Consider the following 26,024-nt stretch of genomic DNA (forward strand, 5'->3'; position numbering starts at 1 on the left):
ACCCTGAGCCCTGTTTGCCTCTGAGGCAAGAAATTTGCCGCGCAGGCAAGAGTGCGGCTCAATGGAGAGCATGAGCTCTCCCGAGACCGGGCCCCCGGCCGGGCCGGACGAGGTCCTGCCCGCCGTCGCGCCGCAGCTCCGCGCCCTGCGCCGGCGTGCCGCCCTCACCCTGGAGGCGGCGGCGCGCACCGCGGGGCTGTCACCGGCCCATCTCTCCCGGCTGGAGACCGGGCAGCGCCAGCCCTCACTGCCGGTGCTGCTGGCCCTCGCCCGTATCTACGGTACGACCGTCTCGGAGCTGCTCGGCGAGACGGTTGCCGAACGGGACGCCGTGGTACGCGCCGCCGACATGGAACCGACCGTCGCGGGCGGCTGGACGTACTGGCAGGCCGGTGCGTCCAGCCGCGGGATGCAGGCCCTGCGGGTGCGTGTGCCGCACGGCTCGCAGGGCGACATCGTGCGTGTGCATCCCGGCGAGGAGTGGCTGTACGTCCTCCAGGGACGGCTGCGGCTGCGCCTCGGCGACACCACGCACCGGCTCGGACCGGGGGACAGCGCGCACTTCGACTCGCTGACCCCGCACCGGATCGCCGCCGAGGACGCCGACGGCGTCGAGCTCCTGTTCGTCCACACCCTGCTGCAGAGTCCCACGGCCGCGCTGTGCCTGGGCCCCGACACCGGAGACATGCCATGAGCAACAGCAACATGGAAGAGAAGTTCCCCCGCGCCCTGTGGGTGCGGCTGATCATCTACATCGCCGCCGGGCACCTGTTCGCGGCCTTCGTCTATCTGCTGTTCGCGGTCGGCGCCAAGTAGACCGCGGTCAGTCGAGCAGCCGCTCCCGCAGCCGCTCGCGGATCTCCGGTGTCACCCCGAGACCCTGCTCCAGATAGGTCTCGACGCCGCCCCACGTCTCCTCGATGGTCTCGAAGGCCGCCTCCAGGTATTCGACGCGCGCCTCGAACAGGGGGCTGAGCAGCTCCATGACCTCGGGGGAGTAGCCGGCGCCGGAGGAGCTGCTGCGCCGCACCTTGTAGCGGCGGTGCTTGGCGTTGGACTCCAGGTAGTCGGCGGCGATCGCCTCCCGCTCGACGCCCAGCGCGAGCAAGGTCACGGCTATGGACAGGCCCGCGCGGTCCTTGCCCGCCGCGCAGTGCATCAGCACGGGCACGCTGTCCTCGGCGAGCGAACGCAGCACACGCGCGTGCTCGGCGGTGCGCTCCCGGATGATCGTGCGGTAGGAGACGATCATGCGGTTGGCCGCCTTGCCGTCGCCCAGGATCTCCCGCAGCTGGTCGATCTCACCGTCCCGGACCATCTTCCAGAACCCGGAGCCGTCCGCCGGATCCGTCAGCGGCAGGTTCACATTGCGCACGCCCGGCAGCTCGACGTCCGGGCCCTCCAGCTTCTGGTCCGCCGCGTTGCGGAAGTCGAAGATCGTGTGCAGTCCCAGCGACGAGAGGAACGCGGTGTCCTCCTCCGTGGCGTGCGCGAGATGGCCGCTGCGGAACAGCACTCCGTGCCGCACCCGCCGACCGTCCGCCGTCGGAAGCCCGCCGACGTCGCGGAAGTTGCGCACGGCGGTCAGCTCGGGCTCGGTCGACGGGACCTGCTGCGTCACGGGGCCTCCTCGGGGTCGGCCCCGCCGGCGCGGCTCGACGACGGGCACCTCCTCGACGATACGACATGGGTTCCCCAGGCAATGAGTTGTCCACAGGCGTTGCCGCCGAGGCCCGCTGACGTTGATGATGTTGCCGCTTGATCGGACCTGTTCGAACGTGTGAGGGCTTGATGCTGGAGATCTCCGACAACGGCCGTACCTGGCTCCTGACCGGTCCGGCCAGCGGGTACGCCGTCCATCTGACCGAGGACGACGAGCTGCTGCACCTGCACTGGGGCCCGCGGATCGCGCTCGCGGACGCCGAGGCGCTCGCCGTTCGCCCGCTGCCGGTCTACCGGCCCTTCGAGTCGCCGCTGGACGGCCGCGAGGAGTACCCGGTCGAAGGCGGCCCCCGGTTCGCGCGGCCCGCCCTGTCCGTGCGCACCGAGGAGCGGCGCGGCACCGAGTGGCGTTTCGAGACGCACGAGGCGGAGGGCGACCATCTGCGGCTGCGCTTCCGCGACGGCGGGCTCGTCATCACGCTGCACTACCGCATGCGGCACGACGTCGTGGAACGCTGGGTGAGCCTCGACAACGAGGGACCGGCGCCCCTGGAGCTGCTGCGCGCCGACGCCGCCACCTGGACGCTGCCCGACCGCGAGGACTGGCGGCTGTCCCAGCTGCACGGCCGCTGGGCCGCCGAGTCCCTGCTGACCGCCGCGCCGCTCACCCATGGCGAGAAGGTCATCGGCAGCCGCCGCGGCCACACCGGGCACCAGCACCTGCCCTGGGTCGCCCTCGACACCGACGCCACCGAGGAGCGCGGCGAGGTCTACGGCTGCGCGCTCGGCTGGTCCGGTTCCTGGCGGATCGCGGTGGCGCAGCTCCCGGACGCGCGGGTGCAGATCACCGGCGGCGCCGGGTACGACGACTCCGGGCTGCTGCTCCTGGGCGCGGGGGAGTCGTACACCACCCCCGTCTTCGCCGGACTGTGGAGCGACGGCGGCTTCGGCGGCGCGAGCCGCGCCTGGCACGCCTACCAGCGCGCGTACGTCATCCCGGACGCGGACCGGGACCGGCCGGTGCTGTTCAACTCCTGGGAGGCCACGGAGTTCGACATCTCCGAGGAGCAGCAGGGGGCGCTCGCCCGCCGGGCCGCCGCCATCGGCGTCGAGCTGTTCGTCGTCGACGACGGCTGGTTCGGCAAGCGCACCAGCGACCGTGCCGGGCTCGGCGACTGGACGCCCAACCCCGACCGCTTCCCCAAGGGCCTGGCGCCGCTCGCCGACTACGTGCACGCCCTCGGCATGCAGTTCGGCATCTGGGTCGAGCCCGAGATGGTCAACCCGGACAGCGACCTCTACCGCGCCCACCCCGACTGGGTGCAGTTCCAGCCGGGCCGCAGGCGCACGGAGTTCCGCAACCAGCTCGTACTGAACCTGGCCCGCGAGGACGTCCAGGAGTACCTCTGGCAGCAGCTCGACACGCTCCTGTCCAGCGCCCCTGTCGACTACGTCAAGTGGGACTTCAACCGCTGCTTCACCGACGCCGGCTGGCCCGGCGACCCCTACCCGCAGCGCCTGTGGGTCGACCACGTCCGCGCGCTGTACGCGCTGCTGGACCGGCTGCGGGCGGCCCACCCGGACGTCGTCTTCGAGTCCTGCTCGGGCGGTGGCGGCCGGATCGACCTCGGCATCATGAGCCGTACCGACCAGGTGTGGACCTCCGACAACACCGACCCGCTCGACCGGCTCGCCATCCAGCACGGCTTCAGCCAGATCCACCCCGCGCGCGTGATGGCCGCCTGGGTCACCGACAGCCCCAACACCCAGCTCAACGACCGGGCCAGCTCCCTGCGCTTCCGGTTCGTCAGCGCCATGGCGGGTGTGCTGGGAGTCGGCGGAGACCTCACCCAGTGGACCGAGGAGGAGCTCGCCGAAGCCGGTGACTGGGTGAGCCTCTACAAGGAGATCCGGCCCCTGGTGCAGCACGGCGACCTCCACCGCCTGCGGCCCCCGACGGGCGGGCTCAGCGCCGTGCAGTACGTGCGCGGGGACGAGTCGGTCGTCCTGGCCTGGCTCCAGGCACAGAGTTACGGCGAGCCCGTACCGGCACTGCGGCTGAGCGGACTCGACCCGACAGCCTCCTACGAATGCCCTGAAACGGGCGAAATTCACCGTGGGGCCGTACTGCTGCATCACGGGCTGGACACCGGGCTGCGCGGCGACCTCGATGCGAAAGTCATCCGGCTCCGTCGTATCTGAGCCTTCTGTCCGAATTGGTGTCTTCATTCCAACTCGCTCTGGAATGGGGAATGCTGGAGCACCGTCACGTGAGGAGCGTCATATCCGTGACGGTGCGTGGCCCGTCATGTTCACGTAATTCATAAGGGTTTCAAGGGGCTTTGGACAAAGGGATGGAACTGTAATTCACGGAGGGTGACCGTGAATTCCCGCAGTCGATCAACAGAAACGCATGCACAGGGAACCGCGGCTTGTCCCTTTGCGTCCTGGTCGCTTACGTTCGCCACCCATCCGGACGGACGCCCAATCCTGCCGCCGCCCGGAGCCCGCACAACTCACCCGTGAACGGCAGGAGCGGGGGACCCACAGGTACGACGCCTGTTCCGGTCTCCGGAACGGCTAGGGGTAAAGCCGCGCCGAAAAGCGCGGCCGGGCATCTCCAGCCCGCACCCGACAGCTCACCTCGCAGGCGACGGAGAGGAATTCGCCATGCCCGCGAAGGGTAAGCACCGCCGCCCGAAGCCCAAGCGCTTCACTCGCTCCATCGCCGTCGCCGGAACCGGCGGCGCCGCTCTCGCCCTCCCCCTCATAGGGGCCACCGGAGCCCACGCGGCCACCGCTCAGTCGGCTTCCCAGTCGGTTTCCGAAAAGTCCGTCCAGTCGCTTCCGGCCGCCGAGAAGAAGGCGACCGAGAAGAAGGCGAACGCCAACAACACGGGTGTGCGCACGTATTCGGTCCGGGCCGGTGACTACCTCGCGAAGATCGCCGACGAGCAGCGCGTCCGGGGCGGCTGGCACAAGCTGTACGCGGACAACCGCCAGGCCGTCGGCGACGACCCGTCGCTGATCCACCCGGGCCTCAAGCTCACCCTGGGCGGCAAGGCGACGACCGGCGCCACCAAGTCCTCCACTCCCGCTGCTTCTTCCCCCTCCTCGTCGAGCGCTTCCTCCTCGTCAAAGGCGTCGAAGTCGACGAAGGCCATCCAGACCGCCGAGTCGACCAGCACCGGCTTCACCCTCCCGGTGTCCGGCGGCACCATCGGCACCGGCTACCACGTCGCCGGCAGCATGTGGTCCAGCGGCTACCACACCGGCGTCGACTTCGTCGTCCCGACCGGAACCCCGGTCAAGGCCGTGGGCGCGGGCACCGTCGTCACCGCCGGATGGGGCGGCGCGTACGGCAACCAGGTCGTCATCAAGCTCGCCGACGGCCACTACGCGCAGTACGGGCACCTCTCCCAGATCTCCGTCTCGGTCGGCCAGAGCGTGAGCGCGGGCCAGCAGCTGGGTCTCTCCGGTGCGACCGGCAACGTGACCGGCCCGCACCTGCACTTCGAGATCCGCACCACGCCGGACTACGGCTCCGACGTGGACCCGGTCGCCTACCTCCGTTCCAAGGGCGTCGCCGTCGGCTGACCCCCCGCCGACCGCGCGCCCGACATGCTGCCGAAGGCCGGACCCCGATCCCCGGGTCCGGCCTTCGGTGTTGCAGAGATTTCGCCGTCCGGCGATCGACTCCTCAACGTCGGTGATCCGAGAGTTATTCCTGCCTTGGCCAACCCTTTGGACGTGGCTTATCTCACCGACCGTCAACCCTTTCTTACGGTCGCGTAGGTCACATTCGAAGGTGAATCATGGCCGCCGTGGCAGACGATTCGAAAAGTGACAGCAGAGACAGCAGGGCAGTGATCGGGTCGTACGTCGCGGTGGGGGACAGCTTCACCGAGGGCGTCGGCGATCCCGGCCCCGACGGAGCCATGGTCGGCTGGGCGGACCGGTTCGCCGTGCTCCTCGCGGACCGGCGGCCCGAGGGCGACTTCGCCTACGCCAACCTCGCCGTGCGCGGCAAACTGCTCGACCAGATCGTGGCGGACCAGGTCCCACAGGCCGAGGAACTCGCCCCGGACCTGGTCTCCTTCTGCGCCGGCGGCAACGACATCATCCGGCCCGGCACCGACCCGGACGAGGTCGCCGAGCGCTTCGAGCGCGCGGTCGCCCGGCTCACCGGCGCCGCCGGCACCGTCATGGTGACGACCGGCTTCGACACCCGTGGCGTGCCCGTGCTCAAGCATCTGCGCGGCAAGATCGCCACCTACAACGGACATGTCCGGGCCATCGCCGACCGGTACGGCTGTCCCGTGCTCGACCTGTGGTCCCTCAAGACCGTGCAGGACCGCAGGGCCTGGGACGACGACCGGCTGCACCTCTCGCCCGAGGGTCACACGCGCGTGGCGCTGCGCGCGGGTCAGGTCCTCGGCCTGGACGTCCCGGCCGACCCGGACCAGCCCTGGCCGCCGCTGCCGCCGCGCGGCACCCTCGAGGTGCGGCGGGACGACGTGCACTGGGCGCGCGAGTACCTGGTGCCGTGGATCGGGCGCCGGCTGCGCGGGGAGTCCTCGGGCGACCATGTGACGGCCAAGGGCGCGCTGTCGCCGGACGACATCAAGATGCGGATCGCCCCGGTGGCCTGAGAGCGACGCGTGCGGGAGCTCACCGCTCCGGCGCGGTCAACGCCTCCCGCTCCAGGCCCAGTTCACGGGCCAGCGCCTCGTCCACCCATTCCTGGGCGCGGGCCCGTGACACCGCGCCCGGGTAGGACGTCAGCTGTACGGCGAGCCCGTCCAGCAGCGCCGTCAGCCGCAGGGCCGTGCCCAACGGGTCGGGGCAGCGGAACTCGCCCGCGGCCACGCCCTCGGCGATGACCTCGGCCAGCGCCGCCTTCCACCGCCGGTCGAGGTCACGGGTGACCTCCTGCAGCACGGGTTCGCGCAGGGCGGCCGCCCAGCCCTCGATCCACAGCCGCCAGCCCTTGGCCTGCCCGGTCGGCGCGTACCAGCGCACGGCCGAGCGCAGCCGCCGCAGCGCCGTGGTGCGCCGGCCGAGCAGCTTGCGCAGATGCGCCAGGTCGTCCTCGGCCGCGTGGGTGAACGCGGCGGCCACCAGCTTCTCCTTGGTCGAGAAGTGATACAGCACCAGCGCGTTGCTCACGCCGAGCGCCGAGGCCACGTCGGCGATCCTGACCGCCGCCACGCCCCGCGCCTCGATCTGCTCGATGGCCGCCCGCAGCAACTCCTCACGCCGCTCCGCCACGCTCAACCGCACTCTCGCCACGCGGTCACCCTATTCCGTCGCCGCTGATGGCGCGGGGTCGGGCCGCTGTCCGACCAGTTCAACCGGGTACAGCTCGGTCCGCGCGACCGCCGCGTCGCGCTCGTCGGCCAGGGCGGCGCGCCGCTCGTCCGCCATGAAGGCGTCGAAACCGGCCGGCGAGTCGAACTCGATCAGCTGGATCTCGTCCGGACGCCCCTCGGCGCCGTCGGCGCGGGCCCGCTGCAGCACCCGCCCGCCGTGCTCGCCCAGCAGCGCCAGCACCTTGTCCTCGTAACCGCCCAGGGCCTCGCCGGCACCTGGCCGGGCCCACAGCAGACAACACAGTCGAACCGTCACGCCGCCCGACCCTATCCGGCCCCCAGCACGCCGTGCGCGTCCAGAGCGTGCGCCCCACCGGGGTGCACCAGCAGGGGAGTGACCTCCAGTTCGGCCAGTTCCGGATGCGCCGCCGCCGCCCGCGCCACGGCCAGATGCACGGCGCGCCGCCCCCGTCCGGCGAGGGCGCCCTTCGTCAGCCAGTAGCCCCACTTCTCCGGGTTGTCGGAGGCGCCCACGACGCCCACGGAAGCCGGGTCGAACAGGGCGTCCGGCAGGGCGCTCACGCCCCGTCCGTCACCGGCCGGTCGGCTGTGTCACCGATACCACCCGAACCGCTCCGCGATCACCGGCAGCCGGTCGGCGACGATCGCGTGGGCCGCCGCGCGCGGGGTCGTCCCGTCCGCCTCCGCGCGGGCCAGCATCTGCTCCACCAGGGCTCGCATCGAGCGCCGGGTGTGGGCGAACGCCTCGTCCGCGTCGGCGCCGATGTCCCCGAACAGGGTCCACCACCACCAGGCGTTCGTCCCGGAGTTGACGACCACGTCCGGCAGCACGGTCACCCCGCGCGCGGCGAGCAGTTCCTCCGCCTCGGGCAGCACCGGCATGTTGGCCGCCTCGACGATCCAGCGGGCGGTGATCCGCTCCTGCTCGGCGGCGCCGATCGCGTACGACACGGCCGCGGGCACCAGCACCTCCGCGTCGGCGGACAGCCAGGCGTCGCCGGGCAGTTCACGGTCCTCGGGGCGCAGGGCGGCGCGGTCGACGGTGCCGTAGGCGTCCCGCGCGGCCAGCAGCGTCTCCACGTCCAGGCCCGCCGGGTTGACCATCGTGCCCTTGATGTCGGCGACGGCGACGACGGTCAGCCCCGCGCGCGTGAGGAAGCGCGCCGTCGCCCCGCCCATGGTGCCCAGGCCCTGCACCGCGACCCGAGTGCCCGCGTACGGCACACCGGCCCGGTCCAGGGCCGTCAGCGCCGACTCGGCGACCCCGCAGCCGCCGGCCAGTTCGTCCAGCCCGATGCCGTCCACGTCGACCGCGAACGCGTCCGCGAGCCGTCGCCGGGCCGTCGCCTCGTCGTCCAGCAGCGGGTACACGGCCTGGATGGAGGAGACCAGCCCCGCCTCGGCCGCCGCCCGGTCCACCAGGTCCTGGGTGAGACCGAGGTCCTCACCGGTGGTCCAGAAGCTCTCGATGTACGGCCTCATGGCGCGCAGATAGCGCACCAGCAGCCCGTACGCCCCCGGATCCTGGGGATCGCAGTCGATACCGCCCTTGGCTCCGCCCAGCGGGATGTAGCGGCCCTCCGGGTTGTAGTGCAGCGCCTCCTTCATGGTCATCCCGCGCGCGAGCCCGGCGACCTCCTCAAGGGTGCAGCCCGCGCGCATGCGCAGCCCGCCGCTGGCGACGCCGCGCACCAGCCGGTCGACGACGAGGAACCCCTGGCGGCCGGTGAGGTGGTCGGTCCAGGTGAGCGACATCAGGGGGGCGGTCATGCGGTCTCCTCGACGGGGGTGATCAGGGATGGGGCGGACGGGGACAGGGAGGGGCGGCGTGCACGCCACCGGGACGCTCGGCCGCGCTGCCGCCCCCCTCCCGCGGCAGCGCGGTCACCGCTCGTCACAGGTTGCGCGAGATGACGAGCCGCATGATGTCGGACGTGCCCTCCTCGATCTCCTCCAGCCTGGCGTCGCGTATCCACTGCTCGACGGGGAACTCGCGCGAGTAGCCCCAGCCGCCCAGCGTCTGCACGGCCGCCCAGGTGCAGTAGGCGGCGGTCTCGGAAGGCCGTCAGCTTCGCCGTCGCCGCCTCGGCGGTCGCTCCCGGACCGGCGTCCAGCCGGCGCGCGGCCCGCCAGGTCATCAGCCAGGCCCGCTCCACGCGCGTGCGCATGTCCGCGAGCCGGAAGGCGACCGCCTGGTGCTCGATGATCGGCCTGCCGAACTGTCGCCGCTCACGCGCGTAGTCGCGCGCGTACTCGTACGCGGCCCGTGCCACGCCCGTAGCGGCCGCCCCCAGCACCGTGCCGAAGGAGACACCGTTGGTTTCCCCGCGCAGCAGGAACGCGGACACGTCCCGGGAGCGCAGCGACGGGTCGGTCTTGGCGAACACCACATACAGCTCGGCCTCGCCCGCGTTGGAGATCCACGCCTTGTGGCCGTCGATCCGGTAACCGTCCTCGGTGCGGCGGGCCGTGGTGATGATCGAGGCGGCGTCGGAGCCCGCGCCCGGCGCGGTGGTCGCCAGGGCGGTCATCGGCGTGTCGGGGCCGGTGAGCGGGGTCGGCCAGGCGCGCCTCTGCTCCTCGGCGCCCAGTTCCAGGACCGGGTCGGCGAAGAGGCCGTTCGAGCAGAGCAGATTGCCGATGCCCAGGTCGCCGACGCACAGCTCCTCCTGGACCAGGACCTGCGTGACCACGTCGGTGAAGCCGCCCCCGCCGTACTCCTCGGGAAGCATGAAGCCGGTGATCCCCACCTTGGCGGCCTTGCGCCACAGGTCCCACGGCGTCTCGACGTCCGCCTCGTCGACGGCACGCGCGCGAGGGTGTATCTCCTCGCGGGCGAACGCGCGGGTGAGGTCCACGATGTCGTACTGCTCCGGACTGAGCGGGACGAGCTCAGTAAGCAGGTCGGACACGGTGCCTCCAGCGGGCCGCCGGGAAAACTACTGAATCGCGGGTCAGTATCGGGAGCGGTCGGGTCCCGTGTCAACGGGGCCGCCGTCCAGTCCGGGACCGGCGGGGAAGGGTTCGTTTCTTTGGGTTTTCTTTGGAAAGCGTCCGGCAGGAACGGGACGATCCCCGTGTTGTCCGAGGGGGCGACCATAATGGAATGCCTCACCGACTCCACCTGGAGGTACCGTGTCCGGTTTCCGTTCCCTGAGCTCCGGGCTCCGCGCGCTGCAGCCCGCGGCCTTCGGCGCGGACCCGAGCGGTGAGCGCATGGCGCGCATCCGCAGATCGCCCCACTTCAAGGACGGCGTCTTCCAGAATCCCGGAGGCACCACCCGGACCCGGCCCTCCGGCTCGACGATGGACTTCGCGAAGGTCTTCTTCGACAAGGAGCAGCGGCCCCGGCGCGCCCCCAAGGGAAACATCCCGGTGCACGCCACCACGCTCTCGGACATCGCCAGGCCGCCCGCCACCGGGCTGCGGCTGACCTGGATGGGGCACTCCAGCGTGCTCGCGGAGATCGACGGACACCGGGTCCTGTTCGACCCCGTCTGGGGCGAGCGATGCTCCCCGTTCTCCTTCGTCGGCCCAAAGCGACTGCACCCCGTGCCGCTGCCCCTCGCCGCGCTCGGCCCGGTCGACGTCGTCGTCATCTCGCACGACCACTACGACCACCTGGACATGCCCAGCATCAAGACACTGGCCGGCACGGACACCCTGTTCGCCGTTCCGCTGGGTGTCGGCGAGCACCTCGAGCTGTGGGGTGTCTCCGCCGACCGGATCCGCGAGCTGGACTGGCACGAGGAGACGAGGATCGGCGGCCTCACCCTCACCGCCACCCCGGCCCGCCACTTCTGCGGACGCGGCATGCGCAACACCCAGCACACCCTCTGGGCCTCCTGGTCGGTCGCCGGGGACGAGCACCGCGTCTACCACAGCGGCGACACCGGGTACTTCGAGGGCTTCAAGGACATCGGTGCCGCGCACGGTCCGTTCGACGCCACGATGATCCAGATCGGCGCGTACTCCGACTTCTGGCCGGACATCCACATGACGCCCGAGGAGGGCATGCGCGCCCACCTCGACCTCCAGGGCGGAGCGCCGCACGGCGTGATGATGCCGATCCACTGGGCCACCTTCAACCTGGCCACCCACCCCTGGGCCGAGCCCGGCGAGGGCACGGTCGCCGCCGCCCACGCCACCGGCTCCCGTATCGCGCTGCCCCGTCCGGGAGAGCCGTTCGAGCCCACCGCCGAGACCGTCCCCGGCGACCCCTGGTGGCGCGCGGTGGCCCAGGAGCCGGCGGGCGGCCGGCCGACGGCGGAGGCCGTCGCCGGGGCCGCGATCAAGACGGCGGCGGACTCGGCGGCGAAGGAACAGGCCGACGCGAGGGGCGCCGAGGGGAGCGGGGACCCGGAGACGGTGCCGGCCGGGTAAGGGGGGGCCGCGGCGACCGACAAGGACCAGGGGACGGTCGTCCGGGCTGCGGCGACCGACGGGGACCACGGGGTGGTCGTCCGGCCCGTGATCCCGGGGGTCGTGGTGGTGCTCGACGGAGGGACGCCGGGGCATGAGTGTGCGGGGCGTCGGCTGAGCAGGTGCGGGAGGGGTCCGGAATGCCGCGTCGGCAGGTCGTGACCGTCGGGGTCGATCTCGCCGCCAGCGCTCGGCGTACCGCCGTGTGCCGGGTGGAGTGGGACCACCTGGGCGTGCCGACGGTGGAGTTCGTCGTGCCGGACGGGGACGAGGAACTGCTGGCCCTGGTCAGCGGTGCCGACAAGACGGGGCTGGACTGTCCGCTCGGCTGGCCGACCGGCTTCGTGGACACGATCGCGGCGCACCATCAGGGGCTGCCGCTGCCGTCCCCGGCCCGCTTCGGGGACCGTAGCGACGGCAGGCCGGGACTGGACCCGCTGCGCTTCCGGCTCACCGACGACCTCACCTGGAAGGCGACAGCGACGCGGCCGCCCCTGTCGGTCTCCACCGACCTCCTCGGCGTGGTCGCGCTCCGGGCGGCCCGCCTCCTGGACGCCCTCGGCACCGGATCCGTGCCGCGGGACGGATCCGGGCCGGTCGCCGAGGTGTACCCCGCGGCCGCGCTGCGGCTGTGGGGCATCCGTCCCGCCGGCAGCTACAAGAACCCCACACCCGACGCGCGGGCGGTGCGGGAGCACGTGCTCGGCTCCCTCGAGACGGGGCTGGGGCGGGTGCTGCCCGAAGAGGTGCGCACGCGGTGCGTCGCCAGCCACGACCACCTCGACGCACTGGTCTGCGCCCTGGTCGCCCGTGCGGTGCTGGTGGGCGACACCCGGTGGCCCTCCTCGGCGGAGGAGCGTGCCGCCGCCCTGCGGGAGGGCTGGATCCACCTGCCCGGCCCAGACCTCGCAGCCCTGAGCGGACCCGTGGTGTGATGGCGCCGTGAGCCGCGCCGCCGAAGAGACCAACCGCCGGATGCTCCGCGCCCGGGACGCGATGGACCGTGCCTACGCGCAGCCCCTGGACGTACCGGCCCTGGCGCGGATCGCCCATGTCTCCCCGGCCCACTTCGCCCGCACCTTCCGCGCCACCTTCGGCGAGACCCCGCACCGCTACCTCCAGCGCCGCCGCGTCGAACGCGCGATGTTCCTGCTGCGCGAGACCGACCGCAGCGTCACCGACATCTGTTTCGAGGTCGGCTTCGGCAGCCCCGGCACCTTCAGCCGCACCTTCCGCGACGTCGTCGGCCGTTCGCCGCGCGAGTACCGCAAGGAGGCCGTGGCCCTGGACGTGCCGACCTGCTTCACCATGGCGTGGATGCGGCCGAGCGCCTGACGGCCGGCCCGTCGCGGTCTGCCCGGCGTTCGGGCGACTGAGCAGTTTTGGATAAGTTTTCGCCGGGCGGGGCTCGTAGCGTGATGCCCATGTTCACAGGAATCACGCACTCGCAGATCTACGTACTCGACCAGGACGAGGCCCTCGACTTCTACGTCGGCAAGCTCGGCCTGGAGATCAACACCGACGCCGACCTCGGCTTCATGCGCTGGCTCACCGTCAACGTCCCCGGCCAGCCCGACCGCGAGGTCCTGCTGGAGCGGCCCGGCCCGCCGCGTCTGTCCGAGGAGACCGCGGAGCAGGTCCGCGAACTGCTCACCAAGGGGGCGACCGGCGGCTTCCTCATCTTCGGCACGGAGGACTGCCGCAAGACCTACGAAACGCTGCGGGCCAAGGGCGTCGAGTTCACCGAGGAGCCCACCGAGCGCCCGTACGGCATCGACTGCGGCCTGCGGGACCCCTTCGGCAACAGCATCCGCTTCACCCAGCCGAAGGCGTGAATAGGCGTCGACCGTTGACACGGACGGTGACGTTCAGGGGTTGACCCGTCGGCGTTCGGGGAGCGTCCGAAACGGTCCGGTCCGGTCGGCGAGCGGGCGGACGGCGGCAATCGGCGGCAATCCGAGAGGGCCGGGGAGCGATGACTCCCCGGCCCTCGATCATTCCTGCCGACCACTTCTGACCAGCACTGATCGATCCGTTCTCGATCCAGATCGGCTGTCCGCCGTGTTTATCGGTCTGTCGTACGACGCCTCATACCAGAGCGGGAGGCTTCGCGTGGGACTTTGTCAACTGCCCACCGCACATGATGCCTTGGCGACTACTGTGAGTGTCCATCGGGCAACCCCTGCCCGAACCGCGCAGCCCGCGCCCCGGGCACCGACGGACCCGTACGACGAGGACACCGATGTCTCACCTCCGCGCACCCGCCGCACGCGCAGACCGCCGTGAGGGCGGACGGCACGGACGGCCCGTCGCCCGCACCGCTGCCTCGCTGCCCGAGACCCACATACGGCCCCAGTTGCTCCGGCTCGCCGTGCTGCCGCCCATCGCGGTCGCCCTGAGCGCCAGCGCGGCCGTGCTGTTCACGGTCCGCTCCGCCGGGGTCCGGCCCGGGCTCACGCTGTGGGGAGTGCTGGGCGGCGCGGTCTCGGTGGCGCTGGCCGGCATCGTGACCGCGGCCGTGGCCGCCGGCCGGGCCGCCCGGACCGTGAGCGACCGCGTCGCCGCGCTGCGCCGCAGTGCCGCGCGCGGCGAGGCCGATCTGCGCGCGCTCGTCGAGGCGCTGCGCCGTGGCGAGGCCCCGCCCCAGCGCACACCGCGCGGCGCGCCCGCCGACGACGCGGACGACTTCGAACTGCTCGCCGCCGACCTGAGCCGGGCGCACGACGGCGCCGTCACCGCCGTCGTGCAGGCCGCGCAGCTGTCCAGCCAGGCGGGCAGCGAACAGAAGCTCGAGGTGTTCGTCAACCTCGCCCGGCGGTTGCAGTCGCTGGTGCACCGGGAGATCTCGATCCTCGACGAGCTGGAGAACGAGATGGAGGACCCCGACCTCCTCAAGGGCCTCTTCCACGTCGACCACCTCGCCACCCGGATCCGCCGCCACGCGGAGAACCTCGCCGTCCTCGGCGGTGCGGTCTCCCGCCGGCAGTGGAGCCATCCGGTGTCCATGACGGAGGTGCTGCGCTCCGCCATCGCCGAGGTCGAGCAGTACTCCCGGGTGAAGCTGGGGCCGCCGGTCGACGGCACCCTGCGCGGGCACGCCGTGGCCGACGTCATCCATCTCCTGGCCGAACTGGTCGAGAACGCCACGGTGTTCTCCGCCCCGCACACCCAGGTCCTGCTGCGGGCCAACCTCGTCACCTCGGGGCTCGCCGTGGAGGTCGAGGACCGGGGTCTGGGCATGCCGGTCGCCGAGCAGAAGAAGATGAACGCGCTGCTCGCCGACCCCGACCAGGTCAACGTCGCCAGCCTGCTCGCGGACGGCCGCATCGGGCTGTTCGTCGTCTCGCAGCTGGCGCGGCGGCACGGCATCCACGTCCGGCTGCAGACCAACATCTACGGCGGCGTCCAGGCCGTACTCGTCGTACCGCAGGGCCTGTTGGGCCCGGCGCAGGGCGCCCCCGGGGCCGTACCCCAACCGCACGGCGCCACGGCGACGCCGACCCAGTCGTCCGGCCCGGGTCCCGCGACCGGCGGCCACCGCGTCGTGCCCCCACCGCCGACACCGCGACGAGTACAGCCGTGGGAGAGCACGGATACCGCCGCCGGAACGCCGAACGGCAGCACATCGGCGAGCCCCGTCGGGGGCGGAGCCGGGGCGAGCGGCGGTATGCGGGCCGGCGTCGCTGCGAACGGCACCTCGGTGAACGGTTCCATGACGAGCGACGGCCCCACCGGCGGCGCCGTGCCGCGGAGTTCCGGCCTGCACAGCGGCACGGCAGACGGCGTCCTGCCGGCCCGCGCCGGGGCGGACGTCTCCGTCGCGGGGGGCGGTATGGCGGGTGGCGCGGGTGATGGTCACGCCACGGGGCAGGGGAGCGGCCCCGCGCCGCTGCCCGTGCGGGGTGCCCAGGGGGAGCGGCCCAATCCCGCGGAGGCCGTGCCCGGGATCCGGCCCGACGACCGGCGGGTCGTCGCGGAGAACGTGGCCGCGTCGGCCACGCCCCGCACCGGGACGGTTCGCGGCACCATGGGCAAGCCCCAACTCCCGCGCCGCCGCGCCCAGGAGCACATCGCACCGCAGCTGCGCGACGGTCCCGCGCCCCGCCAGGACACCGACGCCCACACCGGCCACGACCCGGGCCTGATGGCCGCCTTCCAACGGGGCATGGGCCTGGCGGAGGCCCAGCAGCACCTGGAGGCGGACCACATGGGCACGGACCCCATGGCGGCGCCACCCATGGAGCGCTCCCATCTGGAAGCCCTGGACGACATGGGGGGCGCCCACATGTCCGACCCGCACACCTCCGCATTGGGTCACCCCGACGCCTCCCACACGGCGGTCCGCCACACGGCCGGTCCCCAGACTGACGCCTCCGCCACCACTCCGCCGCACGGCATGGACGTATCGCGCATGGACGTACCGCGTAGGGACGTACCGCGCATGGACCCCGCGCACATAGCGGAGGCGCGCCCGGCTGCGGCTCGCGGCCATGACCGTCCCACCCGGCACGACGGGAGCGCACCAGCCGGATGACGAGCCCAGCCCGCACCCCCGTACTCACCCCCGCCGCTCCCGCAGACCTTCGTACCCCAAGGAGTCGATCCACCATGGCGAGCGATGCGCCGACCGGTCATGTATCCGATCTCGACTGGCTGATGAGCGGCCTCGTGCAGCGCGTACCGCACACCACCAGTGCGGTTCTCCTGTCCTGCGACGGGCTCGTGAAGTCGGTCCACGGCCTGGACGCGGACAGCGCCGACCACATGGCCGCGCTGGCCTCCGGCCTGTACTCCCTCGGCCGCAGCGCCGGGGTGCGCTTCGGCGACGGCGGCGAGGTCCGCCAGGTCGTCGTGGAGCTCGACGCGACCCTGCTGTTCGTCACCACCGCCGGCTCCGGCACCTGTCTCGCCGTACTGGCCGGCCGCGAGGCCGACGCGGCGGTCCTCGGCTACGAGATGGCGATGCTGGTCAAGAGCGTCCGCCCGTACCTGGTCACCGCGCCCCGGCAGCATGCCGTCGAACCCCCGGCGATGAGGCCTTGAGCGTGGTGACGGCCGGCGACGGGCCCTGGCTCGACGACGCGGCCGGACGGCTGGTGCGCCCCTTCACGGTCAGCAACGGCCGCACCCGGCCGAGCATCGCCCTCGACCTGCTGTCGCACGTGATGGCCACCGGGGCCACGCCCCTCGGCTACCTCGGCCCCGAGCACCAGCAGGCGCTCGACCTGTGCCGCGCGCCCGTGTCGGTCGCCGAGGTCGCCGCCCATCTCAAGCTGCCGGCGGTGGTCACCAAGGTGCTGCTGTCGGACCTCGTCGACTGCGGGGCGCTGACCACCAAGCCACCCGAGTTCCACCACAACCCGACTGACCGGGCCCTTCTGGAGGCAGTGCTCGATGGACTACGACGACAGCTCTGACCCCTTCCCGACCGCACTGAAGATCCTGGTCGCGGGCGGTTTCGGGGTCGGCAAGACGACCTTCGTGGGCGCGGTCAGCGAGATCGCGCCGCTGAGCACGGAGGAGCTGCTCACCACGGTCAGCGCCGCGACCGACCGTCTCGACGGGATCGAGAACAAGGTCGAGACGACGGTGGCCATGGACTTCGGCCGCATCACCCTCGATCCGGAACACGTGCTCTACCTGTTCGGCACGCCGGGCCAGGAGCGGTTCTGGTTCATGTGGGACGAACTCTCCGAGGGCGCGCTCGGCGCGGTGATCCTCGCCGACACCCGGCGCCTCGAGGAGTGCTTCGCCGCGGTCGACTTCTTCGAGCAGCGCGGCCTGGGCTTCATCGTCGCCATCAACGAGTTCGACGGCTCCTACCGCTACGACCCCGAGGAGGTCCGTGCCGCCATCGACCTGCCGCCGGAGATCCCGGTGGTGCGGTGCGACGCCCGTATCTCCAGTTCGGGGGTGCAGACGTTGCTGACGCTCGTACGGCATCTGATCGCGCACGCCCCGGCCCCTGCGCCGAGCCACGGCGCCCACGTCCCCAGTGACCGCCCATGAGGTACGACCCCGCGCGTCCGGCCGGTCGTCTGCTGCTCACCCCGGAGGACAAGGAGGCCCCCGCCCGCACCCTGCGCCTCGGTCAACTCGGCCTGGGTGAACGCCCGGACCCCGATCTCGACGCCTATGCCGGCCGGCTCGCCGGGCTCACCCGGGCGCCGTACGCCATGGTCAACTTCATCGACCAGCACCGCCAGTTCTTCGCGGGCCTGCATCTGCCGGACGTGGCGCCGCCGTTCGTGAGGACCGACGGCACGACACCCGTGCTGGGCCGTGAACTCGCCCGCGATCACGGCTTCTGCCCCCATGTGGTGGTCCGGCGCAAGGCGCTGGTGCTGGAGGACGTCTGCGACTACCCCCGGTTCGCGGGCAATCCGATGGTCGACGAGTTCGGCATCCGCTCCTATCTCGGCGCCCCGCTCATCGACAGCACCGGGATGACGCTCGGCACGCTGTGTGTGGCCGACGTCGCGCCACGGCCCTGGGGCAAACCCGGTCTGGAGACCATCAAGTCCTCGGCGGCGGAGCTCGTGGCCCGGCTGGAACGGCGTGAGGCGGACGGGCTGCCGCTGCTCTGAGGCGCGCCGCGACCACCAGCCGACCGGTCTGGTATCGGCTGTTCGAGGAGACGGACGCCGGCCGGCGCAGCATCCGGCCGGCGTCGCAGCCCGTGGCGCTCTCGACCGGTTTCCGCGGGCGCGCTCTAGTAGCCCCGCCACACGTTGTCGAACGCGGCGTCCTCGATCGCCCTGCGCTGGCGTACGGCCTCCAGTTCCATCACCGCGTCGCCGACGGCGGCCAGGACCGTCGTGACCGTCTCGCCGGCGAGGGCCTCCGCGTCCTCGGCCGGTTCGTCCCGGATGCCGGCCGCGGCCGCCAGGGCGGCGAGGATCGGCTCGCCCGCCGCCCAGCGGTCCTCGGCCTCGCGCCGGGCCGCCGAGTCGACGAGCTGCGTGCGGGACGTGCGCAGCGGAATCCGCTGGCCGCGCGGGCGGGCGGTCAGTCCGACCCGTTCGAAGTCCTCGACGTAGGCGGAGGACAGTCCGCGGCCCCGGCGCCACAGCCAGTCCTCGACCGACTCGTACGGCTCCTGTCGTACGAGCGTCCCGGCGGCCTCGTCCAGCAGCCGGTCACCGGTGGGCGTCTGGGCGCTCGGCAGGATCCGGTCACCGTCCAGGACGAGCGCCTTGGCCTCGATGAGGTCGAACACCTCGGCTCCCGCGAGCGCGAGCGAGAGGTCGCCCTGCTCGACGGGCCGGTCCGGTGCCGCCTCCAGGGCGACGATCGCGAGGTCCCGTGCGGTGGTCATGAGCGACTCCACGTCAGTTGGCCGAGTGCGGGGCGAGAGCGTCCGCGTCCTTTCTCGATTCTCGCCGCCCCGAGGCTGCTGTGTGTCCTTCTACGACCATGTGGTGCGGGAAGCCGATCCGCAGCACGGCGACGGCCACGGCCGCGCCCAGGACCACGAGGGCGGCCGGCAGCAGGGCGGGCCGGTAGCCGTGGTGCAGCAGCGGTGCGACGACCAGCGGGCCGAGGAGCTGGCCGGCGGAGTACCCGGCGGTGGAAGGTCAAACCGGTGGTCCTGGCGACCCGGGTGGGGGAGGAGTGATACCTCGCCCGCTACCAGGTCTCCCGCCGCGACGAGGGGGCGTGAAGCCAGGCTGCGGCGCGGCTTAAGAAAACCTCGATGGACCGGGGGTGGTCCGGTGCGGCAGATTGCAGGTGATTCCACCCCCCTCCCCGGACGCGGGCCCGCTTCGGCGTGCCCGCGTCCGGGTCCCCGAGCACAGGAGCCATGGCGTGAAGGCGCTGGTCAAGCAGAAGGCGGAGCCCGGTCTGTGGCTCGCGGACGTCCCGGAGCCCGCCGTCGGACCCGGTGACGTCCTCATCAAGGTGCTCCGCACCGGCATCTGCGGCACCGACCTGCACATCCGGTCCTGGGACGGCTGGGCGCGACAGGCGATCCGCACTCCCCTGATCGTCGGCCACGAGTTCGTCGGCGAGGTCGTGGAGACCGGGCGCGACGTCGCGGACATCAAGCCCGGTGACCGGGTCAGCGGCGAGGGCCACCTGGTCTGCGGCAAGTGCCGCAACTGCCTCGCCGGGCGGCGCCATCTGTGCCGGGCCACGGTCGGGCTCGGCGTCGGCCGCGACGGGGCCTTCGCGGAGTACGTCGCCCTGCCGGCCGCCAACGTGTGGGTCCACCGGGTGCCCGTGGACCTCGATGTCGCGGCGATCTTCGACCCGTTCGGCAACGCCGTGCACACCGCGCTGTCCTTCCCGCTCGTCGGCGAGGACGTGCTGATCACCGGCGCCGGACCGATCGGCCTCATGGCCGCCGCCGTCGCCCGGCACGCGGGCGCCCGCAACGTCGTCGTCACCGACGTCAGCGAGGAGCGGCTGGAACTGGCCCGCAAGATCGGCGTGAGCCTGGCGCTGAACGTGTCGCGGGCCGCCATCGCCGACGGACAGCGGGAGCTGGGCCTGCGCGAGGGCTTCGACATCGGTCTGGAGGTGTCCGGACGGCCCGAGGCGCTGCGGGACATGATCGCCAACATGACGCACGGCGGCCGTATCGCCATGCTCGGCCTGCCCGCCGAGGAGTTTCCCGTCGACTGGGCACGGATCGTCACCTCGATGATCACGCTCAAGGGCATCTACGGCCGGGAGATGTTCGAGACCTGGTACGCGATGTCGGTGCTGCTGGAGGGCGGCCTCGACCTCGCCCCCGTGATCACCGGCCGGTACGGCCACCGCGACTTCGAGGCGGCCTTCGCCGACGCGGCGAGCGGCCGCGGCGGCAAGGTCATCCTGGACTGGACCCTCTGACCTTCCTCCGACCGCTCTCCGACCTCCTCAGGGACTGAACCTCTTTAGGGACTGATGATGTTCGACTCCGTGCGCGACGACCTGCGCGCCACCCTCGACGAGATCCGCGCCGCCGGTCTGCACAAGCCCGAGCGGGTGATCGGCACCCCGCAGTCCGCGACCGTGAACGTGACCGCGGGCGGCCGGCCCGGCGAGGTCCTCAACTTCTGCGCCAACAACTACCTGGGCCTGGCCGACCACCCCGAGGTGATCGCCGCCGCCCACGAGGCCTTGGACCGCTGGGGCTACGGCATGGCCTCCGTCCGCTTCATCTGCGGCACGCAGGAGGTCCACAAGGAGCTGGAGGCGCGGCTGTCGGCGTTCCTCGGCCAGGAGGACACGATCCTGTACTCCTCCTGCTTCGACGCCAACGGCGGCGTCTTCGAAACCCTGCTGGACGCCGAGGACGCGGTGATCTCCGACGCCCTCAACCACGCCTCGATCATCGACGGCATCCGCCTGTCCAAGGCCCGCCGCTTCCGCTACGCCAACCGCGATCTGGCCGATCTGGAGCGGCAGTTGAAGGAGGCGGCCGGTGCGCGGCGCAAGCTGATCGTCACCGACGGCGTCTTCTCCATGGACGGCTACGTGGCACCCCTGCGCGAGATCTGCGACCTCGCCGACCGCTACGACGCCATGGTCATGGTCGACGACTCGCACGCCGTCGGCTTCGTCGGCCCCGGCGGCCGCGGCACCCCCGAGCTGCACGGGGTCATGGACCGCGTCGACATCGTCACCGGCACCCTCGGCAAGGCCCTCGGCGGCGCCTCCGGCGGCTACGTGGCCGCCCGCGCCGAGATCGTCGCCCTGCTGCGCCAGCGCTCCAGGCCGTACCTCTTCTCCAACACGCTGGCCCCGGTGATCGCCGCCGCGTCCCTGAAGGTGCTCGACCTGCTGGAGGCGGCGGACGACCTGCGCGTCCATCTCACCGAGAACACCGCGCTCTTCCGGCGCCGTATGACCGAGGAGGGCTTCGAAATCCTCCCCGGCGACCACCCGATCGCGCCCGTGATGATCGGTGACGCGGCGAAGGCGGCCCGGCTGGCGGAGCTGCTGCTGGAGCGGGGCGTCTACGTGATCGGCTTCTCCTACCCGGTGGTGCCGCAGGGCAAGGCCCGCATCCGCGTCCAGCTGTCCGCCGCGCACTCGACGGACGACGTGAACCGCGCCGTGGACGCCTTCGTGGCGGCCCGGGCCGAGCTGGAGGGCTGACCCGGCCCGGCCGTCCGGGACATGTTGCGATAATCGATCCCATGATCGAAGCGCGGCGGCTCCACATCCTCCGTGCGGTGGCCGACCACCGCACGGTGACGGCGGCTGCCGCCGCGCTGTATCTGACCCCCTCCGCGGTCTCCCAGCAGCTCACCGCCCTGGAGCAGGAGACCGGCCACCGCCTGGTCGAGCGCGGCGCCAAGGGCGTACGGCTCACCCCGGCCGGCGAGATCCTGCTCAGCCACACCAACGCCGTGCTCGCCCAGCTGGAGCGCGCGGAGGCCGAGCTCGCCGCGTATGGCTCGGGCGCCGCCGGAACGGTCACCGTCGCCTCCTTCGCGACCGGCATCGCCCAGGTCGTGGCCCCGGCGGTGGCCCGCCTCGCCGTCACCGCGCCCGGCATCCGCCTGCGTGTCCAGGACGCCGAGGGGGACGCCAGCCTGCCGATGGTGCTGGACCGGCAGGTGGACGTCGCCGTCGCCGTCGAGTACCGCGGGGCCCCGCCGGCCGACGACCCGCGCCTCGCGCACGTCCCGCTGTACGCGGAGCCCTTCGACGCGGTGGTGCCGGTCAGCCACCGCCTGGCCGAGGCCGCCGAGATCCCGCTGGCCGACCTGGCCAAGGATCCCTGGATCGGCCCCTACCCCGGCAACCCCTGCCATGACGTGGTCGTGCTGGCCTGCGAGACGGCCGGCTTCCAGCCCCGCCTGGAGCACTCCTCGGACGACTTCCGCGCCGTCGTCGCCCTCGCCGCGGCCGACGCCGGGGTGGCGCTCGTGCCGAGGTCGGCGCTGCAGGGCATGGACCTGGCCGGAGTGGTCGTCCGCCCCGTCGACGGGGTCGCCCCGACCCGGCGGGTCTTCGCGGCGGTGCGCCGGGGCGCCGAGCAGCATCCGCTGATCCGGCCGGTGCTGGACGCGCTGGGGGAGGCGGCGGGGCCGGACGTCCCGGGAGAGACGGCGGTGCTGTGAGGCCTCCGTAACCCGCTTTTCTCATATCCGGGATAGCGTCCCGGATATGAGAAGCACCGAGGAGGTCGCCCCGGACCCGGTGGACGCCCGGCTCGCCGCGCGGCTCGCCGAGCTGCGGGCCGAACGGGGCTGGTCGCTGGGGGAGTTGGCGCAGCGGAGCGGGATCAGCAGGTCGACGCTGTCGCGGGCCGAGCGGGCGGAGATCAGCCCGACCGCCGCGCTCCTGAACCGCCTGTGTCATGTCTACGGCCGGACCATGTCCCGGCTGCTCAGCGAGGTCGAGGTGGAGCCCGCGCTGCTGGTGCCGGCCGCCGAGCAGCCGGTGTGGGAGGACCGCGCCTCCGGTTTCGTGCGGCGCTCGGTGTCACCGCCGCACGCCGGACTGCGCGGCGAGCTCGTCGAGGGGCGGCTCGCGGCGGGCGCCGACATCGGCTACGACCGGCCGCCGGTGGCCGGTCTCGAACAGCACATCTGGGTCCTGGAGGGAGCGCTGGACGTGATGGCGCAGGACGTGGAGCACCGGCTCGGCGCCGGGGACTGTCTGCGGCTGCGGGTGTGGGGTCCGACGCGGTTCAGGTGCGCCGGTGCCGAGGAGGTCCGGTACGTGCTGGCGGTGGTGCTGCCGTGAGGGTGGAGCGACTGGACGTGACCGAACTGCACGCGCGCGTGGAGGAGTTGGCCGACCTGCTGGTCGACACCGTCGACGGCGGAGCCTCGGTCGGCTTCCTCGCGCCGCTGGACCGCGCGCAGGCCCTCGCCTGGTGGAAGGAGCGCGTGGCCGGCGTGGCGGCCGGGCGGCTCGCGGTGTGGGCGGCGCGGGACGCCGGGCGCACGCTCGGCACCGTCGGCCTGGCCTTCCCGGACAAGCCCAACAGCCGGCACCGCGCCGAACTGGTCAAGCTGATGGTGCACCGGGACGCCCGCGGACGGGGCCTGGGCCGCACGCTCCTGACCACCGCCGAGTCCGCGGCGGCCGCGGCGGGCGTCACCCTGCTGCACCTCGACACCGAGACCGACAGCCTCGCCGAGCGGCTCTACGACACGGCCGGGTGGACCCGCGTCGGCGCGATACCGGACTACGCGGCCAGTCCCGACGCCGTCCTGCGGCCGACGTCGATCTACTACAAGCGGCTCGCCGGTCCCGGAGAAAGCGACGACTGACGTCCTCACCAGGTGCTTGTCAGTGGCAGCCGCTACCGTGCGGGGCATGCAGGATGCCGAAGACGTACGCCGTATCGCCCTTGCCCTGCCGGACACGGCGGAGAAGGTCGCCTGGAGCATGCCCACGTTCCGGGTCGCGGGGAAGATGTTCGCCACGCTGCCCGAGGACGAGACGTCCATCGCCGTGCGCTGCCCCAAGGAGGAGCGCGACGAGCTGGTGCTGGCGGAGCCGGAGAAGTTCTGGATCGCCGGCCACGAGGCGCAGTTCGCCTGGGTCCGGGTCCGCCTCGCCGCGCTGGAGGACGAGGGGGAGCTGCGGGACATCCTCGCCGACTCCTGGCGCCAGGCGGCCCCCACCCGGCTGCTGGAGGCCTACCCCGAGCTGGGGCTGCCGGCCGGCGGCTGAGACAAAAGCCGTGCGCGATCAACGGCCGGAGTGCGGTATGGTTTCCTAACGCGTCCGGCCGGGGGAAACCCCAGGTCAGACAGACACCGGGACGTGGCGCAGCTTGGTAGCGCACTTGACTGGGGGTCAAGGGGTCGCAGGTTCAAATCCTGTCGTCCCGACGGTGTTCACCAGCGGGTTTGCCGACTATGGCAGACCCGCTGGTTGCGTTTTCCCTAAAAGACTCCTCGGACCGACTCACCCGCTCCCCTATCCGCTAACATAGAATAATTAGATAGATAAATGAGCGACTGGGTGGCGAGGAGTGGCCGTGGACTTCGGGCTGACCGACGAGCAGGATCTGTTGCGCGCGACGGCACGGCAGTTCGTCGCCGACGTGTGCCCGGCCGAACGGGCCAAGCGGTGGGACGAGGAGGGGGCCGTACCGCCCGAGCTGTTCCGCGGGATGGCAGACATGGGGTGGTTCGCCCTCCCGTTCAGCGAGGAGGAGGGCGGCGACGGCGGCGGGCCGCTGGAGCTCGTGCTGATCGCCGAGGAGCTGGGGCGCGCCAGCTTCGACGTGGCCATGTGCTACATCGGCGTGCTCATCCCCGGGATCACGGTCTTCCGATGGGGCAGCGAGGCGCAGCGCGCCTTCATCCGCGAGCAGGTCATGACCGGCCGCCACCGGCTCGCCGTCGGCCTCAGCGAGCCCGACAGCGGCTCCGACGCCGCCGCGCTGCGCACCACTGCCGAGGACCAGGGGGAGCACTTTCTGGTGCGTGGGCAGAAGGCGTGGTGCACGGGCGCGGGACTGCCCGACACCACCATCGCCACCTACGTGCGCACCGGTCCCCGCGAGCCGAAGCACGGCGGCATCAGCCTGCTGCTCGTCGACCCGGCGACCGAGGGCGTCGAGGTCCGCCGCACCCCCACGCTCGCCCGGCACATCCTCGGCACCAACGAGGTCTTCTTCAACGACGTCCGGGTCCCGAAGGAGAACCTCGTCGGCCCGCGCGACGACGGCTGGAAGGTGATGCTCTCCAACATCGAACTGGAGAAGGTGATCATCACCGGCGGTTATCTGGGGGCCGCCCAGTCCACCCTGGACGAGATGCTCGAGTACGCCCGCACCCGCCACGCCTTCGGCCGCCCGATCGGCAACTTCCAGTCACTCGCCCACGCCATGGCCGACCTGCAGACCGAGATCGACTCGGCCCGGCTGCTCGCCTACCGGGCCGCCTGGCTGCTCGCCCAGGGCAAGCCGTGCACCCGCGAGGGCTCGATGGCGAAGCTGAAGGGTTCGGAGACCTATGTGGCGGCCGCCCGGCTCGGCATGCAGGTCTGTGCGGGGCACGGCTTCTCGACCGAGAGCGTGATGAGCTTCCGCTACCGCGAGTCGATCGTCGCCACGATTTCCGGGGGAACCAGCCAGATCCAGCGCAACGGGATCGCCCGCAGCATGGGCCTGCGGTCCTACTGACCGCCCCCGGCCGCGTCCTGCCCGGCCAGCCACTGCTCGTGCCGGGCGAAATGGCCCCGGTCCCGGGTCACCCAGATCCCGGAGGCCCGGGCCAGCACGGCCCGGGCCGGCAGCAGGACCATCTCCCCCTTGATGTACCAGCGTGAACCCTCGCGCCGCTCCACCCAGGCCCTGACCTCCAGCGGCCGCTGCACCGGCACGGGCTTGACGAAGCTCACGCTCAGTTCCGCCGTCACGCTCAACACCCGGTGCAGCAGCGGGAGATGACCGAGGCAGTCGTCCAGCACGGCCGCCGTCCAGCCGCCGTGCGCCACATCGGGGCCGCCCTCCTGGTCGCGTGGGCAGGACAGTTCGAACCACGCCACACCGTCGTCGTCGAGACGTTCACGCCGCACGCCCAGCCGGCAGGAACCGGAACCCCGGCACGCTCCGCACAGCGCCACCCCGCCGGGGCTGCGGGGCGGCTCCTGGAAGTCCGCGCCCGCCCAGGTCCCCGTCGCGTTCCCCATCCGTTCCTC

At 72.1% G+C, this 26,024-nt stretch carries 29 protein-coding genes, 1 tRNA gene, 2 pseudogenes and 1 riboswitch; of the genes and pseudogenes, 22 read left to right on the plus strand and 10 right to left on the minus strand.

Annotation, left to right across the window (positions count from 1 at the left end; genetic code table 11):
- Nucleotides 1-70: 70 nt before the first annotated feature.
- Complete coding sequence (locus ABZ453_RS24950; protein WP_359017843.1) at nucleotides 71-694, plus strand: XRE family transcriptional regulator; 624 nt, start codon at nucleotides 71-73, stop codon at nucleotides 692-694.
- A complete protein-coding gene (locus ABZ453_RS24955) occupies nucleotides 691-816 on the plus strand; it encodes a DUF6126 family protein (protein ID WP_359017845.1) in 126 nt (41 codons plus the stop codon). The genes ABZ453_RS24950 and ABZ453_RS24955 overlap by 4 nt, the downstream gene beginning before the upstream one ends.
- A 7-nt stretch (nucleotides 817-823) precedes the next feature.
- On the opposite strand, the gene ABZ453_RS24960 is transcribed toward ABZ453_RS24955, so the two are convergent.
- Nucleotides 824-1,621 carry a tyrosine-protein phosphatase gene (locus ABZ453_RS24960; protein WP_359017847.1) on the minus strand — a complete coding sequence of 266 codons (798 nt, stop codon included), beginning with the start codon at nucleotides 1,619-1,621 and terminating at the stop codon, nucleotides 824-826.
- A 170-nt stretch (nucleotides 1,622-1,791) separates the two neighbouring features.
- Between ABZ453_RS24960 and ABZ453_RS24965 the strand changes: the two genes are divergently transcribed.
- The 3 genes from ABZ453_RS24965 (at nucleotide 1,792) to ABZ453_RS24975 (ending at nucleotide 6,314) form a co-directional block, all read left to right on the plus strand.
- Nucleotides 1,792-3,864, plus strand: a complete 2,073-nt coding sequence (locus ABZ453_RS24965) for an alpha-galactosidase (protein WP_359017849.1) — start codon at nucleotides 1,792-1,794, stop codon at nucleotides 3,862-3,864.
- Nucleotides 3,865-4,169: 305 nt separating this feature from the next.
- Nucleotides 4,170-4,328, plus strand: a riboswitch (cyclic di-AMP (ydaO/yuaA leader).
- A gap of 4 nt (nucleotides 4,329-4,332) precedes the next feature.
- Nucleotides 4,333-5,259 carry a LysM peptidoglycan-binding domain-containing M23 family metallopeptidase gene (locus ABZ453_RS24970; RefSeq protein WP_359017851.1) on the plus strand — a complete coding sequence of 309 codons (927 nt, stop codon included), beginning with the start codon at nucleotides 4,333-4,335 and terminating at the stop codon, nucleotides 5,257-5,259.
- Between the two features lie 269 nt (nucleotides 5,260-5,528).
- Nucleotides 5,529-6,314 carry an SGNH/GDSL hydrolase family protein gene (locus tag ABZ453_RS24975; protein ID WP_359017853.1) on the plus strand — a complete coding sequence of 262 codons (786 nt, stop codon included), beginning with the start codon at nucleotides 5,529-5,531 and terminating at the stop codon, nucleotides 6,312-6,314.
- 19 nt (nucleotides 6,315-6,333) lie between these two features.
- On the opposite strand, the gene ABZ453_RS24980 is transcribed toward ABZ453_RS24975, so the two are convergent.
- The 6 genes and pseudogenes from ABZ453_RS24980 to ABZ453_RS25005 form a co-directional block, all read right to left on the minus strand.
- Nucleotides 6,334-6,954: a TetR family transcriptional regulator C-terminal domain-containing protein gene (locus ABZ453_RS24980; RefSeq protein ID WP_358597014.1), complete on the minus strand. Its 621-nt coding sequence runs from the start codon at nucleotides 6,952-6,954 to the stop codon at nucleotides 6,334-6,336.
- Between the two features lie 9 nt (nucleotides 6,955-6,963).
- Nucleotides 6,964-7,290 (minus strand): DUF1330 domain-containing protein, encoded by a 327-nt coding sequence (locus ABZ453_RS24985; protein WP_359017856.1) that lies wholly within the window; start codon nucleotides 7,288-7,290, stop codon nucleotides 6,964-6,966.
- Nucleotides 7,291-7,301: 11 nt separating this feature from the next.
- Nucleotides 7,302-7,556 (minus strand): hypothetical protein, encoded by a 255-nt coding sequence (locus tag ABZ453_RS24990; RefSeq protein WP_359017858.1) that lies wholly within the window; start codon nucleotides 7,554-7,556, stop codon nucleotides 7,302-7,304.
- Nucleotides 7,557-7,586: 30 nt separating this feature from the next.
- The gene (locus ABZ453_RS24995; RefSeq protein ID WP_359017860.1) at nucleotides 7,587-8,765 is read right to left on the minus strand and encodes a Glu/Leu/Phe/Val dehydrogenase dimerization domain-containing protein; all 1,179 of its coding nucleotides are present in this window, start codon (nucleotides 8,763-8,765) and stop codon (nucleotides 7,587-7,589) included.
- A 124-nt stretch (nucleotides 8,766-8,889) separates the two neighbouring features.
- The gene (locus tag ABZ453_RS25000) at nucleotides 8,890-9,021 is read right to left on the minus strand and encodes an acyl-CoA dehydrogenase family protein (RefSeq protein WP_359018037.1); all 132 of its coding nucleotides are present in this window, start codon (nucleotides 9,019-9,021) and stop codon (nucleotides 8,890-8,892) included.
- A 91-nt stretch (nucleotides 9,022-9,112) separates the two neighbouring features.
- Nucleotides 9,113-9,907: pseudogene (locus tag ABZ453_RS25005) on the minus strand (acyl-CoA dehydrogenase family protein); the annotation flags it as partial.
- A gap of 223 nt (nucleotides 9,908-10,130) precedes the next feature.
- Here ABZ453_RS25005 and ABZ453_RS25010 point away from each other — a divergent pair.
- The 9 genes from ABZ453_RS25010 to ABZ453_RS25050 all read left to right on the plus strand — a co-directional run bounded on the left by ABZ453_RS25010 (nucleotide 10,131) and on the right by ABZ453_RS25050 (nucleotide 18,004).
- Nucleotides 10,131-11,378 carry an MBL fold metallo-hydrolase gene (locus ABZ453_RS25010; protein WP_359017862.1) on the plus strand — a complete coding sequence of 416 codons (1,248 nt, stop codon included), beginning with the start codon at nucleotides 10,131-10,133 and terminating at the stop codon, nucleotides 11,376-11,378.
- 179 nt (nucleotides 11,379-11,557) lie between these two features.
- Nucleotides 11,558-12,352 (plus strand): DUF429 domain-containing protein, encoded by a 795-nt coding sequence (locus ABZ453_RS25015; RefSeq protein WP_359017864.1) that lies wholly within the window; start codon nucleotides 11,558-11,560, stop codon nucleotides 12,350-12,352.
- 7 nt (nucleotides 12,353-12,359) lie between these two features.
- A complete protein-coding gene (locus ABZ453_RS25020; RefSeq protein WP_358597038.1) occupies nucleotides 12,360-12,752 on the plus strand; it encodes an AraC family transcriptional regulator in 393 nt (130 codons plus the stop codon).
- 89 nt (nucleotides 12,753-12,841) lie between these two features.
- Nucleotides 12,842-13,252, plus strand: a complete 411-nt coding sequence (locus ABZ453_RS25025; RefSeq protein WP_359017867.1) for a VOC family protein — start codon at nucleotides 12,842-12,844, stop codon at nucleotides 13,250-13,252.
- 407 nt (nucleotides 13,253-13,659) lie between these two features.
- Nucleotides 13,660-15,951, plus strand: coding sequence for an ATP-binding protein (locus tag ABZ453_RS25030; RefSeq protein WP_359017869.1), 2,292 nt, complete (start codon nucleotides 13,660-13,662; stop codon nucleotides 15,949-15,951).
- A gap of 74 nt (nucleotides 15,952-16,025) precedes the next feature.
- Entirely contained in the window at nucleotides 16,026-16,460 is a 435-nt protein-coding gene (locus tag ABZ453_RS25035; RefSeq protein ID WP_133042106.1) for a roadblock/LC7 domain-containing protein, read from the plus strand.
- A gap of 2 nt (nucleotides 16,461-16,462) precedes the next feature.
- Nucleotides 16,463-16,834 carry a DUF742 domain-containing protein gene (locus ABZ453_RS25040; RefSeq protein ID WP_133042168.1) on the plus strand — a complete coding sequence of 124 codons (372 nt, stop codon included), beginning with the start codon at nucleotides 16,463-16,465 and terminating at the stop codon, nucleotides 16,832-16,834.
- Nucleotides 16,812-17,426, plus strand: a complete 615-nt coding sequence (locus tag ABZ453_RS25045) for an ATP/GTP-binding protein (RefSeq protein WP_356766647.1) — start codon at nucleotides 16,812-16,814, stop codon at nucleotides 17,424-17,426. The genes ABZ453_RS25040 and ABZ453_RS25045 overlap by 23 nt, the downstream gene beginning before the upstream one ends.
- Nucleotides 17,423-18,004, plus strand: coding sequence for a GAF domain-containing protein (locus ABZ453_RS25050; protein WP_359017872.1), 582 nt, complete (start codon nucleotides 17,423-17,425; stop codon nucleotides 18,002-18,004). Before ABZ453_RS25045 ends, ABZ453_RS25050 begins: the two co-directional genes overlap by 4 nt.
- A gap of 125 nt (nucleotides 18,005-18,129) precedes the next feature.
- Here ABZ453_RS25050 and ABZ453_RS25055 read toward each other — a convergent pair whose 3' ends face one another.
- The gene (locus ABZ453_RS25055) at nucleotides 18,130-18,735 is read right to left on the minus strand and encodes a GPP34 family phosphoprotein (protein ID WP_359017874.1); all 606 of its coding nucleotides are present in this window, start codon (nucleotides 18,733-18,735) and stop codon (nucleotides 18,130-18,132) included.
- A 13-nt stretch (nucleotides 18,736-18,748) separates the two neighbouring features.
- Nucleotides 18,749-18,988 (minus strand): annotated as a pseudogene (locus ABZ453_RS25060) (MFS transporter); the annotation flags it as partial.
- Nucleotides 18,989-19,226: 238 nt separating this feature from the next.
- Here ABZ453_RS25060 and tdh point away from each other — a divergent pair.
- The 8 genes from tdh (at nucleotide 19,227) to ABZ453_RS25100 (ending at nucleotide 25,506) form a co-directional block, all read left to right on the plus strand.
- Nucleotides 19,227-20,255, plus strand: a complete 1,029-nt coding sequence (gene tdh / locus ABZ453_RS25065) for an L-threonine 3-dehydrogenase (protein ID WP_359017876.1) — start codon at nucleotides 19,227-19,229, stop codon at nucleotides 20,253-20,255.
- A gap of 57 nt (nucleotides 20,256-20,312) precedes the next feature.
- Nucleotides 20,313-21,506, plus strand: coding sequence for a glycine C-acetyltransferase (locus tag ABZ453_RS25070; RefSeq protein WP_359018039.1), 1,194 nt, complete (start codon nucleotides 20,313-20,315; stop codon nucleotides 21,504-21,506).
- Nucleotides 21,507-21,547: 41 nt separating this feature from the next.
- On the plus strand, nucleotides 21,548-22,477 hold the full coding sequence (locus ABZ453_RS25075; RefSeq protein WP_359017878.1) for a LysR family transcriptional regulator: 930 nt from the start codon (nucleotides 21,548-21,550) through the stop codon (nucleotides 22,475-22,477).
- 46 nt (nucleotides 22,478-22,523) lie between these two features.
- Nucleotides 22,524-23,105, plus strand: a complete 582-nt coding sequence (locus ABZ453_RS25080; RefSeq protein WP_359017881.1) for an XRE family transcriptional regulator — start codon at nucleotides 22,524-22,526, stop codon at nucleotides 23,103-23,105.
- Nucleotides 23,102-23,638, plus strand: coding sequence for a GNAT family N-acetyltransferase (locus ABZ453_RS25085; RefSeq protein WP_359017883.1), 537 nt, complete (start codon nucleotides 23,102-23,104; stop codon nucleotides 23,636-23,638). The genes ABZ453_RS25080 and ABZ453_RS25085 overlap by 4 nt, the downstream gene beginning before the upstream one ends.
- A gap of 46 nt (nucleotides 23,639-23,684) precedes the next feature.
- Nucleotides 23,685-24,044, plus strand: coding sequence for an MmcQ/YjbR family DNA-binding protein (locus tag ABZ453_RS25090; protein WP_359017885.1), 360 nt, complete (start codon nucleotides 23,685-23,687; stop codon nucleotides 24,042-24,044).
- 87 nt (nucleotides 24,045-24,131) lie between these two features.
- Nucleotides 24,132-24,205: transfer RNA gene (locus tag ABZ453_RS25095), tRNA-Pro, on the plus strand.
- Nucleotides 24,206-24,354: 149 nt separating this feature from the next.
- The gene (locus tag ABZ453_RS25100; RefSeq protein ID WP_359017887.1) at nucleotides 24,355-25,506 is read left to right on the plus strand and encodes an acyl-CoA dehydrogenase family protein; all 1,152 of its coding nucleotides are present in this window, start codon (nucleotides 24,355-24,357) and stop codon (nucleotides 25,504-25,506) included.
- On the opposite strand, the gene ABZ453_RS25105 is transcribed toward ABZ453_RS25100, so the two are convergent.
- Complete coding sequence (locus tag ABZ453_RS25105; protein ID WP_359017889.1) at nucleotides 25,500-26,015, minus strand: PaaI family thioesterase; 516 nt, start codon at nucleotides 26,013-26,015, stop codon at nucleotides 25,500-25,502. The two genes, ABZ453_RS25100 and ABZ453_RS25105, sit on opposite strands and share 7 nt — an antisense overlap.
- Nucleotides 26,016-26,024: the final 9 nt, after the last annotated feature.

It is taken from the genome of Streptomyces sp. NPDC005799, assembly GCF_040630525.1.
In the GTDB taxonomy this organism is placed as follows: Bacteria; Actinomycetota; Actinomycetes; order Streptomycetales; family Streptomycetaceae; genus Streptomyces; species Streptomyces griseorubiginosus_B.

Excerpts from the sequence above, each read along its gene's own strand:
- ABZ453_RS24970 (WP_359017851.1), top strand. The coding sequence starts at position 4,333 with ATGCCCGCGAAGGGTAAGCACCGCCGCCCGAAGCCCAAGCGCTTCACT.
- ABZ453_RS25055 (WP_359017874.1), bottom strand. The coding sequence starts at position 18,735 with ATGACCACCGCACGGGACCTCGCGATCGTCGCCCTGGAGGCGGCACCG.
- ABZ453_RS24995 (WP_359017860.1), bottom strand. The coding sequence starts at position 8,765 with ATGACCGCCCCCCTGATGTCGCTCACCTGGACCGACCACCTCACCGGC.
- ABZ453_RS25030 (WP_359017869.1), top strand. The coding sequence starts at position 13,660 with ATGTCTCACCTCCGCGCACCCGCCGCACGCGCAGACCGCCGTGAGGGC.
- ABZ453_RS24950 (WP_359017843.1), top strand. The coding sequence starts at position 71 with ATGAGCTCTCCCGAGACCGGGCCCCCGGCCGGGCCGGACGAGGTCCTG.
- ABZ453_RS25090 (WP_359017885.1), top strand. The coding sequence starts at position 23,685 with ATGCAGGATGCCGAAGACGTACGCCGTATCGCCCTTGCCCTGCCGGAC.
- ABZ453_RS25045 (WP_356766647.1), top strand. The coding sequence starts at position 16,812 with ATGGACTACGACGACAGCTCTGACCCCTTCCCGACCGCACTGAAGATC.
- ABZ453_RS25075 (WP_359017878.1), top strand. The coding sequence starts at position 21,548 with ATGATCGAAGCGCGGCGGCTCCACATCCTCCGTGCGGTGGCCGACCAC.
- ABZ453_RS25015 (WP_359017864.1), top strand. The coding sequence starts at position 11,558 with ATGCCGCGTCGGCAGGTCGTGACCGTCGGGGTCGATCTCGCCGCCAGC.
- ABZ453_RS24965 (WP_359017849.1), top strand. The coding sequence starts at position 1,792 with ATGCTGGAGATCTCCGACAACGGCCGTACCTGGCTCCTGACCGGTCCG.
- ABZ453_RS25105 (WP_359017889.1), bottom strand. The coding sequence starts at position 26,015 with ATGGGGAACGCGACGGGGACCTGGGCGGGCGCGGACTTCCAGGAGCCG.
- ABZ453_RS24955 (WP_359017845.1), top strand. The coding sequence starts at position 691 with ATGAGCAACAGCAACATGGAAGAGAAGTTCCCCCGCGCCCTGTGGGTG.
- ABZ453_RS25025 (WP_359017867.1), top strand. The coding sequence starts at position 12,842 with ATGTTCACAGGAATCACGCACTCGCAGATCTACGTACTCGACCAGGAC.
- ABZ453_RS25050 (WP_359017872.1), top strand. The coding sequence starts at position 17,423 with ATGAGGTACGACCCCGCGCGTCCGGCCGGTCGTCTGCTGCTCACCCCG.
- ABZ453_RS25080 (WP_359017881.1), top strand. The coding sequence starts at position 22,524 with ATGAGAAGCACCGAGGAGGTCGCCCCGGACCCGGTGGACGCCCGGCTC.
- ABZ453_RS25070 (WP_359018039.1), top strand. The coding sequence starts at position 20,313 with ATGTTCGACTCCGTGCGCGACGACCTGCGCGCCACCCTCGACGAGATC.
- ABZ453_RS25035 (WP_133042106.1), top strand. The coding sequence starts at position 16,026 with ATGGCGAGCGATGCGCCGACCGGTCATGTATCCGATCTCGACTGGCTG.